This is a genomic window from Bacillus sp. VA15, assembly GCF_055721145.1.
The window spans coordinates 18,768-35,433 of the sequence record NZ_JBVQPQ010000002.1; the positions used below are offsets into that span (position 1 = coordinate 18,768).

Consider the following 16,666-nt stretch of genomic DNA (forward strand, 5'->3'; position numbering starts at 1 on the left):
AAGGAGAGGTTGAGGACACATGGCTAACTATATTGAGAAGATTACGCATTTAGGAACACCTGCCATCAAAGCAGGTAACGAACATATAGAAATGATTGTCGTTCCCGAGTGGGGGAGCAACGTCATTTCTCTCATGGACAAAGCAACAAAGATCCAGCTTTTGCGTGAACCGGAAACAGCAGAAAGCTTTCATGACACACCAACATTGTATGGCATTCCGATCCTGTTTCCGCCTAACCGGATAAGTGACGGTACATTCAGTTTCCGGGGCAGAACATATCATTTTGATATCAACGAAAAGGATAAACACAACCATCTTCACGGGTTTCTTTATCAAGAAAAGTGGAACGTAGTGACCATGAAGCAAACTGATGAAGAAGTGATCGTTGAAACGGAAATTGATCTTTCAGAGCTTCCCCATGTGTATAAGCAATTTCCACATCATGCCGTCGTTCGGATGACATACACGCTAAAGGGGAATACTCTTCTTAAATATGCGACCGTCATGAACAAAGGAAAGGAAGCGTTTCCTTGGGGAATCGGTTATCATACTACATTTGTATTCCCAGAAGAAAGCTCATTATTCTCCCTGACAGCAGATCAGCAATGGGAGTTGGATGAACGCCTGCTGCCGACCGGAAAGCTGATGGATGTACCGAATAAAGAAGCTTTGCATGAAGGGATGGATTTACGCCACAAGCAGCTGGATGATGTCTTTTTATCTGCTTATCAGAAAAGAGGCGGAGAAAATCAGGCAGTCATTTATCATCAGCATGCACATGTAAGCATTATTTATAAGGCAGATGAACAATTTAAACATTGGGTTGTATACAATGCGGACGGAAAACAGGGGTATTTATGCCCTGAACCTTACACATGGGTGACAAACGCAGTGAATCTTGATTTGTCTTCATCACTCACTGGTTTACAAGTGCTTGAGCCGGGAGAAGAAACGACAGCCAAAAGCAGTATCACCATCGAATTGAATCATCAATAGCCAATGATGAGGCGCAGAGAGGCGGGGTAAAAAAATGAAAAAAAGCATAAAGCTTTATGTTGCTGTTTTGCTGCTTTTCGTCGTTGCTTCGGTACCTTATATGCATCAGGCTGCGCAAGCGGCTGAAAAACAAGATGCACTTGCCGGGCAGATCGATAAGATTTTAGCTGATCATCCTGCACTCGAGGGCGCAATGGCCGGCATCACTGTTCGCTCTGCGGATACAGGCGCTGTTCTATATGAGCATTCAGGAGATATCCGAATGAGGCCCGCCTCTTCTCTGAAGCTTTTGACAGCTGCCGCGGCACTTTCTATCCTTAGTGAGGACTATTCCTTTACAACCGAGGTCCGGACAGACGGCACACTTAAAGGGAAAAAGCTGAATGGAAACCTTTATCTGAAAGGAAAAGGAGATCCGACACTTTTACCATCCGATTTTGAAGAAATGGCTGAGAAATTGAAAAAGTCCGGCGTGAACGTGATTAAAGGCAATCTGATCGGTGATGAAACGTGGTATGATGACATCCGATTATCACCTGATATGCCATGGAGTGATGAATACACGTATTACGGCGCGCAAGTCTCTGCTTTAACAGCGTCTCCGAATGAAGACTATGATGCAGGCACTGTAATTGTAGAGGTCACCCCAGGTAAAAAAGAAGGGGAAAAGCCTGCAGTTTCTGTATCTCCAAAGACAGATTATGTAACGATTAAGAACAATGCAGAAACGACTTCGGCCGGCCAAAAGAAAGACCTCACGATCGAAAGAGAGCATGGGAAAAACACGATCACTATTGAAGGAAGCGTACCGGTTGGCGCAAGCAAGACAAAGGAATGGATTGCTGTCTGGGAGCCGGCCGGATACGCCTTGGATTTATTTAAGCAGGCACTACAAAAACAAGGAATTACTGTAAAAGGGAACGTCAAGACGGGCGCTGCACCCGATTCTTCAGACGTGTTAATCTCTCATCGTTCAATGCCTTTGTCAAAACTATTTGTTCCGTTTATGAAATTAAGCAATAACGGACATGCCGAGGTGCTCGTAAAAGAAATGGGGAAAGTGAAAAAAGAAGAGGGGAGCTGGAAAAAGGGACTCGAAGTATTAAACAGTACGCTTCCCGAATTCGGTGTTGATCCTAAATCACTTGTGTTAAGGGACGGTTCAGGAGTCTCTCATATTAATGCTGTATCCTCAGATCAAATCTCAAAGCTGTTATATGACATTCAAGATAAAAAATGGTTCTCAGCTTATCTAAAATCTCTGCCTGTTGCGGGCAATAGTGACAGAATGATAGGCGGAACGCTGAGGAACCGGATGAAAGACACTCCTGCACAAGGAAAAATAAGGGCGAAAACCGGATCGCTAAGCACGGTCAGCTCTCTATCCGGGTACGCAGAAACCAAGAGCGGAAAAACCCTTGTTTTTTCAATTCTTCTAAACGGATTAATTGATGACGAGGATGGAAAAGATATTGAGGATCAAATCGCTGTCATCTTGGCAAATCAATAATAGCGTCAGACCTGTTTTCCAAGCGAAAACAGGTTTTTTTATGTCCCCTATCACATTAATTATTCCTTAAAATTACATATAAACCAATAGTATACATATAACACATAACAGCATTTACATGTTTTAGAAAAGTGACACAACCGAAAAATTAGTTTAGAAGACCTGACAAAAAGCGATACTTTTATCACGTTATATTCAAAATTACGACAAAAAAAGAAGTAAAAACTAAAGAAATAATACTATTTTTAAAAAAACGTTATAAAAATTTTACATTTTTCATTGTACTTTAAAAAATATACGTTAATATAGTGCATATATGGATTATATAGCCATATAATTTCTTTTTCTGTCATTATTTCACTTTCTTAACCTCTTATTATTAGAACTGGAGGGAATTATTGAGCCGAACATCCTTATTCTTTAACCTATGCCCAAAGGAAAGTACAGTTTATCGACTCGCTGGTTTGTTTCAGTGTTTTTTGCAGGTGATTTCAGCATCCATAGTTGTAGATGTACTACCCAAGCCATGGTTAAACCTGTATCGCCTTAGCCGGTCTCATTTTAGCGTGGTAAGTTATAGGCCTCTCCCAAGACTAGCAGGACAAGCTTCCGCAAACAATAGCTTCTAAAGTAGATACTCCATATGTCGCGTGGCTCAATTCAGTAAAGTTTTTGGGCCGATTTGCAACGACATCTTTGTCCGCCCCTGGCAGTTTTATCTGCCGCGGGTTTTCACCCTTGCTTTTGTTTTCCTCCACCTAGAGCTATTCAACTATAATCAAACACAATCAAATCTTGAACACCCTCAGAGACATACAAACGCATCAACTAAAAAAAGACGTTTAATCGTTAGGCTTCCATTTAGCTGCAATTATGACAATGAGCCCATATGCATGTTTTGTGATGATGATGCTATGACGGTACAAAAAGTATATGACGTATATCCGTTCGAAAAGATTGGAGGGAGCTAATGAATAATCTTGCCTTTTTATTTCCGGGACAAGGTTCTCAGTTTGTTGGGATGGGTAAAAGTTTTTGGAATGATTTTGTGCTGGCGCAGAGATTATTTGAAGAGGCAAGCGATGCCATCTCCATGGATGTAAAAAAGCTGTGCTTTGATGGCGATATGACTGAATTGACAAGGACAATGAATGCCCAGCCTGCCATTTTAACGGTTAGTGTCATCGCTTATCAAGTATATATGCAGGAAATAGGAATTAAACCGCACTTTTTGGCAGGTCACAGCTTGGGCGAATATTCAGCGCTTGTCTGTGCAGGTGTCCTTTCTTTTCAGGATGCCGTTAAGCTTGTAAGGCAGCGAGGGGTACTCATGCAAAATGCAGATCCTGAGCAACTGGGCACGATGGCCGCAATCACACAGATCAATATCCAACCACTGCAAGACCTGTGTACGGAAATTTCGACGGAAGACTTTCCAGTAGGCGTGGCATGCATGAACTCGGATCAACAGCATGTCATCTCAGGACATCGGCAGGCTGTGGAATTGGTCATTAAAAAAGCTGAGAGAATGGGGGCTAATCACACTTATTTGAACGTCAGCGCCCCTTTTCATAGTTCAATGATGAGATCAGCGTCTGAACAATTCCAGACTGCATTAAATCAATATTCTTTCCAAGATGCTGCATGGCCGATCATTTCGAATGTTACAGCGGTTCCGTATAACAATGGGCATTCGGTCAAGGAACATTTGCAATCGCACATGACTATGCCGGTAAGATGGGTGGAGTCGATGCACTACTTGCTTTTGCATGGAGTCACGGAAGTCATCGAAATGGGTCCCAAGAACGTCTTGGTCGGTCTATTGAAAAAAATAACGAAGCATATTGCAGCTTACCCTTTTGGTCAAACATCTGACTTGCATTTGCTTTCCGATTCTGCGGAAAGAAATGAAAATATTGTTAATTTACGTAAGGAGCAATTGAATAAAATGATGATTCAATCCATCATTGCGCGAAATTATAACAAGGATGCAAAGACCTATTCCAACCTGACGACCCCATTATTTCCGCAAATACAACTGCTCAAAGAGAGAGTGGAAAGAAAAGAAGTTGAGCTTTCAGCAGAAGAACTCGAACATTCGATCCATTTATGCCAATTAATTTGTGAGGCTAAACAACTTCCGACTTGGGAACAATTGCGGATTTTAAAATAAAGCTGCCCAGGAGGGGACCTATGTATACCAGTCAATTTCAAACCTTAGTCGATGTTATTCGGGAAAGAAGCAATATATCAGATCGCGGGATCCGTTTTATCGAATCCGATAAAATCGAGACATTTGTCTCTTATCGCCAATTGTTTGACGAGGCGCAAGGTTTTCTTGGCTACTTACAACATATCGGCATTCAGCCAAAGCAAGAAATTGTGTTTCAAATCCAAGAAAACAAATCATTTGTCGTCGCTTTTTGGGCTTGTTTATTAGGAGGAATGATTCCGGTACCCGTCAGTATCGGAGAAGATGATGACCACAAGCTAAAGGTATGGCGCATTTGGAATATCTTAAACAATCCATTCTTGATTGCCTCTGAAACAGTATTAGATAAAATGAAAAAATTTGCTGCTGATCACGATTTACAAGATTTCCATCATCAATTAATCGAGAAATCCGACATCATTCAGGATCGAATCTACGACCACCCCGCTTCGCTATATGAACCTGAGGCCGATGAATTGGCCTTTATTCAATTTTCTTCCGGATCGACAGGAGACCCGAAAGGAGTCATGTTAACCCATCATAACTTAATACATAATACATGTGCAATCCGGAATGCGCTGGCTATCGACTTAAAAGACACTCTTTTATCTTGGATGCCCTTAACCCATGACATGGGGCTCATTGCTTGCCACCTTGTTCCTGCCTTGGCCGGCATCAATCAAAATTTAATGCCGACAGAATTATTTATTCGAAGACCTATTCTCTGGATGAAAAAAGCTCATGAACATAAAGCCAGCATTCTATCGTCACCTAATTTTGGATACAATTACTTCCTTAAATTTTTGAAAGACAAAAAAAGTTACGATTGGGATTTATCTCATATCAGGGTCATTGCAAACGGAGCAGAACCTATATTGCCAGAGCTATGTGATGAATTTTTGAGCAGATGCGCAGCGTTCAATATGAAAAGATCTGCCATCTTAAATGTTTACGGTTTAGCTGAAGCATCGGTTGGCGCAACATTCTCTAAAATTGGAGAAGAATTTGTCCCTGTTTATTTGCATCGCGATCATCTAAATCTAGGTGAAAGAGCCGTTGAAGTAAGCAAAGAGGATCAAAATTGTGCTTCATTCGTCGAAGTGGGAAAGCCTATTGATTACTGCCAAATTCGAATCTGTAATGAAGCAAACGAGAGATTGGAAGACGGATTTATCGGTCATATCCAGATCAAGGGGGAGAATGTAACCCAAGGGTATTATAACAACCCCGAAAGTACGAACAGAGCGCTGACTCCTGATGGATGGGTGAAAACGGGAGATCTTGGCTTCATTAGAAAAGGTAATTTAGTCGTAACCGGAAGGGAAAAAGACATTATTTTTGTGAACGGAAAAAATGTGTACCCCCACGATATTGAACGAGTCGCCTTTGAGATGAAAGACATTGATTTAGGAAGAGTTGCAGCCTGCGGTGTATATGATCAAGAGTCACGAAGCAGAGAAATCGTACTTTTTGCTGTTTACAAAAAATCAGCGGAGCAGTTTGCACCACTTGTTAAAGACATTAAAAAGCATTTGTACCAGCGAGGCGGATGGAGCATCAAAGAAGTCCTGCCGATCCGAAAGCTGCCAAAAACGACAAGCGGGAAAGTTAAACGCTATGAGCTGGCTGAGCAGTATGAGTCGGGGAAATTTGCGCTAGAGTCAACCAAAATCAAGGAATTTCTGGAGAGTCATTCGACGGAACCGGTACAGACTCCTATTCATGAAATCGAAACAGCATTGCTGTCTATCTTTTCCGAAGTGATGGATGGAAAAAAGATTCACCTAAATGATCAATATTTTGACATGGGTGCAACTTCAATACAGTTATCTCAAATTGCCGAACGCATTGAACAAAGGTTTGGTTGCGAGCTTACGGTTGCTGATCTCTTTACGTATCCTTCAATCGCTGATTTAGCGGCATTTCTTGTCGAAAGCCATTCCGAAATCAAACAAACTGATACAGCAAAGCCAAGCCGCTCCTCGTCAAAAGACATTGCCATTATTGGAATGTCTCTCAATGTTCCAGGAGCATCGGGTAAGAGTGATTTTTGGCACCTGCTCGAAAACGGCGAGCATGGCATTCGGGAATATCCTGCACCAAGAGTTAAAGATGCGATGGATTATTTACGATCCATTCAAAGCGAATTTAATGAAAAACAATTTGTAAAGGGCGGCTATTTAGATGAAATCAACCGTTTTGATTATTCGTTCTTTGGTTTAGCTCCCAAAACCGCAAAATTCATGGATCCCAATCAAAGGCTATTTTTGCAATCCGCATGGCATGCGATTGAAGATGCAGGCTATGCCGGCGACACCATTAGCGGGAGTCATGTCGGGGTATATGTAGGGTACTCGAAGGTGGGTTACGATTACGAACGTCTCCTTTCTGCGAATTATCCGGAGGAGCTTCATCATTATATTGTGGGCAATCTTCCCTCGGTGTTGGCGAGCCGAATTGCTTACTTTCTAAATTTGAAAGGGCCAGCGGTTACCGTGGATACAGCTTGCTCTTCATCACTTGTTGCTGTTCATATGGCATGTAAAGCATTGCTTACAGGCGATTGTGAAATGGCTCTTGCCGGGGGTATTCGAACTTCGCTATTACCGATGCGTATCGGTCTCGATATGGAATCTTCCGACGGGCTCACGAAAACGTTCAGCGAGGATTCGGACGGAACAGGCTCTGGCGAAGGCGTGGCAGCAGTCCTGTTGAAACCTTTGCAGGCTGCGATTCGCGATGGAGATCATATTTATGGTGTGATCAAGGGAAGCGCGATGAATCAAGACGGGACAACTGTTGGAATCACCGCACCGAGCCCGGCAGCTCAGACCGAGGTGATTGAGATGGCCTGGAAAGACGCTGGCATTACTCCTGAAACGCTGTCTTTCATCGAAGCGCACGGCACCGGAACCAAGCTCGGGGATCCTGTTGAATTTAACGGTCTTTGTAAAGCGTTTGAGAAGGTTACGGAAAAGAAACAGTTTTGTGCGATCGGCTCTGTTAAAGCAAACATTGGTCATTTGTTTGAAGCGGCAGGCATCGTTGGACTGATAAAATCTGTCCTTATGTTGAATCACAAAAAAATCCCTCCGCTGGCTCACTTTAATAAACCGAATCCATTAATTCCATTTCACTCTTCTCCATTTTATGTGAATCAAGAAGTGATGGATTTCACACCTGAAGACCGACCGCTGCGGGGTGGTATCAGTTCATTCGGTTTTAGCGGAACGAATGCACACGTAGTACTGGAAGAATATACTCCTGAAAGTAAGTATGCACCGGAGGAAGGGAATGATCCGCATTTATTTGTGTTATCCGCCCATACTGAAGCTTCACTTTATGAACTGGCTCATCAGTATCGGCAATATATTTCGGATGACAGTCAATCATCATTGAGGTCAATTTGCTATACGGCCAGTACAGGAAGGGCTCATTTAGATTATTGTTTAGCCCTGATTGTATCCAGCAAACAAGAATTAATAGATAAGCTGACCAGTTTGATTCAAGGCGAAAGAAATCTTCCCCAAGTACACTTTAGCTATAAAAACATCAAGGAAATGCAGCCTGCCGAAAAAGACGATCTGAGTAAACAAGTCTCTGATCTCATGCAGCATCGGGCCTGCACAAAGGATGAACGAATCATTTGGTTGAATCGTGTTGCGGAATTATATGTGCAAAGAGCCGTGATTGACTGGCGAGCGGTTTATTCCAATGAAGTTGTACAAAAAACGCCATTGCCTTTGTATCCATTTGAACGGAATCGCTGTTGGGTTGAGGCTGTCCATGAAAGCGCCAAGGAAAGAAAAGAGAAAGGGGAAGTAGCATTGGATATAAATCATACGAAGACGCATATTGAATCCTTTCTGAAGACTGTCATCAGCAATGCATCGGGAATCAGAGCGGATGAGATCGATTCGAATGCCCATTTTATCGGGTTCGGATTGGATTCCATCATGCTGACACAGTTCAAAAAAGCGATCGCAGATGAATTTAATGTGGATATTCCGATGGAACGTTTTTTTGATACGATGAACAACATTCAAAATGTTGTCGATTATTTGGCAGAGGCTGTTCCATCAGCTGCATTCACTCCACCTCAAGAAAGTGTTACGGCGCAGGAAGAGCTTGTTATTTCAGAAGCACAGCCCGAGTTGGAACATCAAGAGCATATGTTGGACAAAATTATTGCTTCACAGAATCAATTAATCCAGCAAACTTTACAAGCTCAATTGGATAGCTTTAATTTGTTGAGAAACAACAGCCATTCTGTATCGAAAGAATACGAGATTTCGCAAGATAAGTCGAGCCTTTCTCCCAAACCTGTCACTGTAAAAAAGAATTCGGCTCAAGAAGCAAAACCTTATGTTCCTTTTCAGCGTCAGACCTTGAATGAACAGGTCAACTATACTCCGAAGCAAAGACAATATTTAGAATCATTTATAGAAAAATACGTAGACAAAACGAAAGGTTCCAAGCAATATACGGACGAAACCCGATTTGCTCATGCCAATAACCGCAACTTGTCCAGCTTCCGATCTTATTGGAAGGAAATGGTTTACCCGATCATCGCTGAACGTTCGGAAGGTTCTAGAATGTGGGATATTGATGGAAACGAATATATCGATATCACCATGGGATTTGGGGTGAACCTTTTTGGACATCATCCGTCCTTTATTACTCAAACTGTCGTTGATTCAACACATTCTGCATTGCCTCCGCTTGGTCCGATGTCGAATGTTGCCGGAGAAGTTGCGGATCGAATTCGTGCATGCACAGGAGTTGAAAGGGTCGCTTTCTATAATTCCGGCACGGAAGCAGTCATGGTTGCCCTACGTTTGGCGAGAGCGGCAACAGGAAGAACGAAAGTGGTAGTGTTTGCGGGCTCTTATCACGGCACATTTGACGGCGTATTAGGTGTTGCCAACACAAAAGGCGGGTCTGCGCCTGCGAATCCGCTGGCTCCGGGCATACCGCAAAGCTTTATGAATGATTTGATTATTTTGCATTACAACAATCCTGATTCATTGGACGTGATTCGCAATTTGGGAAATGAATTGGCAGCCGTCCTGGTGGAACCGGTACAAAGCCGCAGGCCGGATTTGCAGCCGGAATCATTTTTGAAAGAACTACGGGCAATCACACAGCAATCCGGAACAGCCCTGATTATGGATGAAATTATTACAGGATTTCGGATCGGTCTCGGCGGCGCGCAGGAATGGTTCGACATTCAAGCCGATTTGGTCACTTATGGGAAAATCATCGGCGGCGGCCAGCCTCTAGGTATTGTTGCCGGAAAATCTGAGTTCATGAATACGATCGATGGCGGAACATGGCAGTATGGAGACGACTCCTATCCAACGGATGAGGCAAAACGCACGTTTGTAGCGGGCACCTTTAATACTCACCCGCTTACGATGAGAATGTCATTAGCCGTGCTTCGACATCTTCAAGCCGAGGGAGAAACTTTGTATGAACGGTTAAATCAAAAGACAGCCTACTTGGTTGATCAATTGAATTCCTATTTTGAACAATCGCAAGTGCCCATTCGTATGGTTCAATTTGGTTCCTTATTCCGGTTTGTCTCTTCGGTTGATAATGATTTGTTCTTTTACCATCTCAATTATAAAGGAGTCTATGTTTGGGAAGGACGCAACTGCTTCTTGTCTACGGCTCATACTTCGGATGATATTGCTTATATCATTCAAGCCGTTCAAGAAACGGTGAAAGATCTTCGCCGCGGCGGATTTATTCCAGAAGGGCCGAATTCTCCTGATGAAGGAGGCCATAAAGAACCCGAAACATACGAGCTTTCTCCTGAACAAAAACAATTGGCTGTAGTATCCCAGTATGGGAATGATGCTTCTGCGGCATTGAATCAATCTATTATGCTCAAAGTGAAAGGGGCGGTGCAGCATACGCTGTTAGAACAAGCGGTGCGAAATATTGTAAAACGCCATGACGCTTTACGCACGGTCATTCATGTCGATGACGAAGTACAGCAAGTGCAGGCTCGAATAAATGTTGAAATTCCTGTCATCGATTTTACCGGTTACCCCAATGAACAGCGAGAGTCGGAGGTTCAAAAATGGCTGACGGAAGATGCCAAGCGCCCGTTTCATTTCCAGGAACAGAAGCCCTTGTTTAGAGTTCATGTGCTTACGTCGAATCAAGACGAACATCTGATAGTGCTGACATTTCATCATATCATCGCCGATGGCTGGTCGATCGCTGTTTTTGTACAAGAGCTAGAGAGCACGTACGCTGCCATCGTACAAGGAAGACCGCTTCCATCTCATGAGGTTGCTTCGTTTCGCCAATATTTAGATTGGCAGCAAGCTCAGATAGAGAATGGTCATTATGAAGAAGGAGTTCGTTATTGGCGGAAGCATCTCTCTGAACCAATACCGCAGGCATTCTTGCCCAGCATGAGTTCTTCCCGTTATCCGCATGGTTACGAGGGAGATCGCTATACAGTTACACTGGACCGTCCATTGAGCGAGGCGATAAAGTCATTAAGCATTCGGATAAAAAATAGCGTATTTGTAACTATTCTGGGAGCATTTCATCTTTTTTTGCAGCAGCTTACCAAGCAGGATGGCCTTGTAATTGGGATTCCAACCGCAGGCCAATTGCATATGAAACAACATATGCTGATTGGAAATTGTGTCAACATGGTTCCCGTGAAGAACACTGCTTCTTCAGAAAGCACATTAGCCGATTATCTGGGTCATATGAAGGAAACCATGGATCAAGTCATGCGATATCAAGATGTTCCGATGACATTAGTGGCCAGCCAGCTTCCGCACGATCAAATGCCGGATATGCGTATTATTTTTAATTTGGACAGACCTTTTCGAAAGCTTGACTTCGGACAGATGGAGGCTGAGCTCATTGCGTACCCTATAAAATGCATTTCATACGATTTATTTCTTAACGTAACGGAGTTGGATCAAGAGTATGTTCTTGATTTCGATTTTAATACGAACGTCATCAGTCCGGAAATCATGAACAAGTGGGGAGCGGGCTTTGTAAACTTGCTGAAAAAAATGGTTGAGGGAGACTCGGCTCCTCTTGATGCCTTAATCATGTTTTCCGAGGAAGATCAATTCGACTTGCTTGAGCTGTATGCCGATCATCAGCTGCGTATCTCTTCAACATTAGACCATAAGGGTGTTCGTGCCGTTTATGAAGAGCCGGAAAATGAAACAGAACGGCAAATTGCGCAGATTTGGGCGGAGCTTCTCGGCCTGGAGAAAGTGGGCAGATCTGACCACTTTCTGTCTCTGGGAGGAAACTCGCTAAAAGCGACGCTTATGCTTTCTAAGATTCAGCAAACATTTAATCAAAAGGTATCTATAGGGCAATTCTTCAGCCATCAGACTGTTAAGGAGTTGGCGAATGTCATCCGGGGTGAAAAGAATGTCAACTATCCCCCGATGAAGCCTGTTGAGCAGAAAGTCTTTTACCGGACATCTCCAGCTCAGCAAAGAGTATATTTCCTCCATCAAATGGAACCGAATCAAGTTTCACAAAACATGTTTGGCCAAATATCGATTATAGGGAAGTACGATGAAAAAGCCTTGATCGCATCCCTTCAACATGTCATGAAGCGGCATGAAGCGTTTCGCACTTCTTTTCACATCATAGATGGTGAAATTGTGCAGCAGATTGCTGGCGAGCTTGGTTTTAACGTTCGTGTCCATTCGATGGACCGTAAAGAATTTGAAGCCTACGCAGATGGGTTTGTACAACCTTTCCGTCTGGAACTAGCTCCTTTGGTTCGTGCGGAGCTGATCAAGATCGATAATGAACAGGCTGAATTGCTCATCGATATGCATCATATCATTTCCGACGGCTATTCCATGAGCATACTTACAAATGAATTGTTCGCTTTTTATCACGGTAACCCATTACCGGAAATTAAATTTGAATATAAAGACTTCGCAGAGTGGCAAAACCAGCTGTTAATCGGAGAGGTCATGGAGCAGCAGGAAACATACTGGCTCGAGCAATTCAAGGAAGAAGTTCCTGTCCTTCAACTGCCGGCAGACGGTTCAAGAGCGATGGAATGGTCTTCCGAAGGACAGCGTGTGACCTGCTCCTTGCAGTCGAGTTTAATCCGTTCGCTTCAAGAAATGTCGCAACAGACGGGAACGACTCTTTATATGGTGCTTCTGGCTGCTTACAACGTGCTGCTTCACAAATATACGGGCCAAGAAGATATCGTCGTAGGCACGCCTGTTTCCGGAAGAAATCACCCGAATATCGAAAGCATGATCGGTATATTCATTCAAACCATGGGGATTCGCACGAAACCACAGGCTAATAAAAGGTTTACGGATTATTTGGAGGAAGTAAAACGGCAAACGCTTGATGCTTTCGAAAACCAGGATTATCCGTTTGACTGGCTAGTAGAAAAATTAAACGTACAACGGGAAACAACGGGTAAGTCACTGTTTAACACAATGTTCGTGTATCAAAATATTGAATTCCAAGAGATTCATCAAGATAGGTGTACATTTAGGGTAAAAGAACGTAATCCCGGAGTCTCTTTATATGATTTGATGTTAACGATCGAGGATGCAGGACAACAGTTAGATATTCATTTCGATTTTAATCCAAACCAGTTTGAACAAGAAACGGTGGAACAAATCATAAGGCACTACACCCGTATTTTAGACAGCCTTGTTAAGGAGCCGGAGAAATCCTTGTCTTCCGTTCCTATGCTTTCTGACATCGAGAGGCACCAGCTTCTGATGGAGTGTAATGACACAGAGACGCCGCTTTCGCACAGCGACACAGTATGTCAATGGTTTGAAAAGCAAGCAGAACAGCGGCCTGATTATGAAGCCGTTATATTCGGCAATGAGCGGTGCACGTATAGACAGCTAAATGAGCGGGCAAACCAATTGGCGCGAACGTTAAGAAAAAAGGGTGTTCAAGCGGATCAGTTCGTTGCCATCATCTGCCCTCATCGCATCGAGCTGATTGTTGGGATTTTGGCTGTTCTAAAAGCCGGCGGAGCATATGTGCCAATTGATCCGGAGTATCCTGAGGACCGGATACAGTATATGCTGAAGGATTCAGAGGCTGAGCTCGTTTTGACACAGCTCGATTTGCATAAACACTTAACGCTTGATGCTGACGTTGTGCTTTTGGATGAGGAAAGCTCATATCATGAGGATCGTTCCAATCTTGAACCGATCTGCGGTGCAAATGATTTGGCTTACATGATCTATACATCTGGCTCCACAGGGAACCCGAAAGGTGTACTCATTGAGCACCGAGGGTTAGCCAATTATATTGAATGGGCGAAAGAGGTTTATGTGAATGATGAGAAAACCAACTTCCCTTTATACTCGTCCGTCTCTTTTGACCTAACGGTGACGTCGATTTTCACACCGCTGATCACAGGAAATACCATTATTGTCTATGATGGCGAAGACAAAAGTGCGGTGCTATCAACAATTATGCAGGATCCGAGAATAGATATCATCAAATTGACGCCGGCGCATTTGCATGTGCTTAAAGAAATGAATATAGCAGAGGGAACAACAATTCGGAAAATGATTGTCGGCGGAGAAAATTTAAGCACCCGGCTTGCCCAAAGTATCAGTGAGCAGTTTAAAGGCCAACTGGACATATTCAATGAATACGGGCCGACAGAAGCGGTCGTCGGATGTATGATTTATCGGTACGACGCTGAACGTGACAGGCGAGAATTTGTGCCAATAGGCACACCGGCCGCCAATACGAGCATTTATGTGTTGGATGCCAGCATGAATTTGGTTCCGATCGGCGTACCGGGTGAAATGTATATCAGTGGAGCCGGTGTAGCCAGAGGATACTGGAATCGTCCGGATTTAACAGCAGAGAAGTTCGTTCACAACCCGTTTGCTCCGGGAACGATCATGTACAAAACGGGGGACTTGGCAAAACGATTACGTGATGGAAATCTCATATATTTAGGCCGAATCGATGAACAAGTCAAAATCCGAGGACATCGAATTGAACTTGGTGAAGTTGAAGCTACCATGCATAAAGTGGAAGCGGTCCAAAAGGCTGTAGTTATAGCCAGAGAAGAAGGGGATGGCTTACAACAATTGTGTGCGTATTATGTGAGCAATAAACCTATAACAATTGCGGAGATTAGAGAACAATTATCACAGGAGCTCCCGGACTACATGATTCCGTCCCATTATGTCCAACTTGAGCAATTACCGTTAACGTCCAACGGGAAAATAAATCGTAAAGCACTGCCTGCACCAGAGGTAAGTTTAGAGCAGATAGCTGAATATGTACCGCCAGGCAATGAGGTTGAATCTAAGCTTGCAGCCTTATGGCAAGAGGTGCTCGGAATACATCGTGTGGGGATCAAGCATAATTTCTTCGATCTTGGAGGAAATTCCATACGAGCGACGGCCTTAGCTGCCAGAATCCACAAAGAACTGGATGTCAATCTGTCTGTAAAAGACATATTTAAGTTTCCTACTATTGAACAGTTGGCTAACATGGCGTTACGCATGGAGAAAATTCGATATGTATCAATTCCGTCTGCACAGGAAATGTCCTATTATCCGGTTTCTTCGGCACAGAAACGGATGTATTTGTTAAGTCATGCAGAAGGAGGCGAGCTGACGTACAATATGACGGGCGCCATGAGTGTAGAAGGGGCTATTGATTTAGACCGATTGACGTCTGCTTTTCAAAAATTAATTGAACGTCATGAAGTTTTGCGGACCAGCTTTGAACTATACGAAGGCGAACCGGCACAGCGAATTCATCCAAGCGTTGAATTTACAATAGAACAGATTCAAGCGAGAGAAGAGGAAGTGGAAGACCGTGTGCTTGATTTTATCAAATCGTTTGATTTAACCAAGCCGCCGTTAATGCGAGTCGGACTGATTGAACTTACACCTGAAAAGCATGTGCTGCTGGTCGATATGCATCACATCATTTCCGATGGCGTGTCTATGAACATTCTGATGAAAGATTTAAACCAATTTTATGAGGGAAACGAACCGGATCCGCTTCCCATTCAATATAAGGACTATGCGGTTTGGCAGCAAACGGAAACTCAAAGGCAAAACATCAAAAAACAGGAAGCGTATTGGCTCAATCATTTTCATGATGAGATTCCTGTATTGGATATGCCAACGGATTACGAGAGACCTGCCATACGCAATTACGAAGGCGAATCATTTGAATTTCTTATACCGACAGAATTAAAACAGCGCTTAAGTCAAATGGAAGAAGCTACAGGAACAACATTGTATATGATTTTAATGGCAGCTTATATGATTCTTTTATCCAAATACAGCGGACAGGAAGATATCGTCGTAGGTACCCCGGTCGCCGGCCGAAGTCATATAGATGTAGAGTCTGTTGTGGGAATGTTTGTCAATACCTTAGTCATTCGCAATCACCCAGCAGGCCGTAAAACATTCGAGGATTACTTAAACGAAGTGAAGGAAAACATGCTAAATGCCTATCAAAATCAAGACTATCCATTGGAAGAATTGATCCAACATGTACATCTTCCAAAAGATTCAAGCCGCAACCCTTTGTTCGATACGATGTTTGTGCTGCAAAATCTTGATCAGGCTGAATTAAACCTTGATTCCCTTCGATTTACGCCTTATAAGCTTCATCATACAGTTGCAAAATTCGATCTCACCTTGTCGATTCAGACAAATCAAGACAAACATCACGGTCTGTTCGAATATTCGAAGAAACTATTTAAGAAAAGCAGAATCGAAGCTTTGTCAAAAGACTATTTACACATCTTATCCGCTATCAGTCAACAGCCAAGTATTCAAATCGAACATATCGAATTAAACGGCAGCACCGCGGAAGATGATAACATGATCCATTCTATTGAACTGAACTTTTAAAAAGCATGGGAAAGCATACATTATTTTCTTTATACTCTAAAAAATGAGGT

The 16,666-nt window shown here is 43.1% G+C and carries 4 protein-coding genes; all 4 read left to right on the forward strand.

Annotation, left to right across the window (positions count from 1 at the left end; genetic code table 11):
- Positions 1–19 precede the first annotated feature (19 nt).
- Positions 20–997 carry an aldose 1-epimerase gene (gene galM / locus AC0DBE_RS05430; RefSeq protein WP_014113972.1) on the forward strand — a complete coding sequence of 326 codons (978 nt, stop codon included), beginning with the start codon at positions 20–22 and terminating at the stop codon, positions 995–997.
- A 34-nt stretch (positions 998–1,031) separates the two neighbouring features.
- Positions 1,032–2,507 (forward strand): D-alanyl-D-alanine carboxypeptidase/D-alanyl-D-alanine endopeptidase, encoded by a 1,476-nt coding sequence (dacB, locus tag AC0DBE_RS05435; protein ID WP_014113971.1) that lies wholly within the window; start codon positions 1,032–1,034, stop codon positions 2,505–2,507.
- A 970-nt stretch (positions 2,508–3,477) separates the two neighbouring features.
- Positions 3,478–4,680, forward strand: coding sequence for an ACP S-malonyltransferase (gene fabD, locus AC0DBE_RS05440; RefSeq protein WP_472961380.1), 1,203 nt, complete (start codon positions 3,478–3,480; stop codon positions 4,678–4,680).
- 20 nt (positions 4,681–4,700) lie between these two features.
- Positions 4,701–16,616, forward strand: coding sequence for an amino acid adenylation domain-containing protein (locus tag AC0DBE_RS05445; RefSeq protein WP_472961382.1), 11,916 nt, complete (start codon positions 4,701–4,703; stop codon positions 16,614–16,616).
- The last annotated feature ends 50 nt before the right edge of the window (positions 16,617–16,666 follow it).

Coding starts and splice junctions, on each gene's coding strand:
- galM (WP_014113972.1), top strand. CDS start 20: ATGGCTAACTATATTGAGAAGATTACGCATTTAGGAACACCTGCCATC.
- dacB (WP_014113971.1), top strand. CDS start 1,032: ATGAAAAAAAGCATAAAGCTTTATGTTGCTGTTTTGCTGCTTTTCGTC.
- fabD (WP_472961380.1), top strand. CDS start 3,478: ATGAATAATCTTGCCTTTTTATTTCCGGGACAAGGTTCTCAGTTTGTT.
- AC0DBE_RS05445 (WP_472961382.1), top strand. CDS start 4,701: ATGTATACCAGTCAATTTCAAACCTTAGTCGATGTTATTCGGGAAAGA.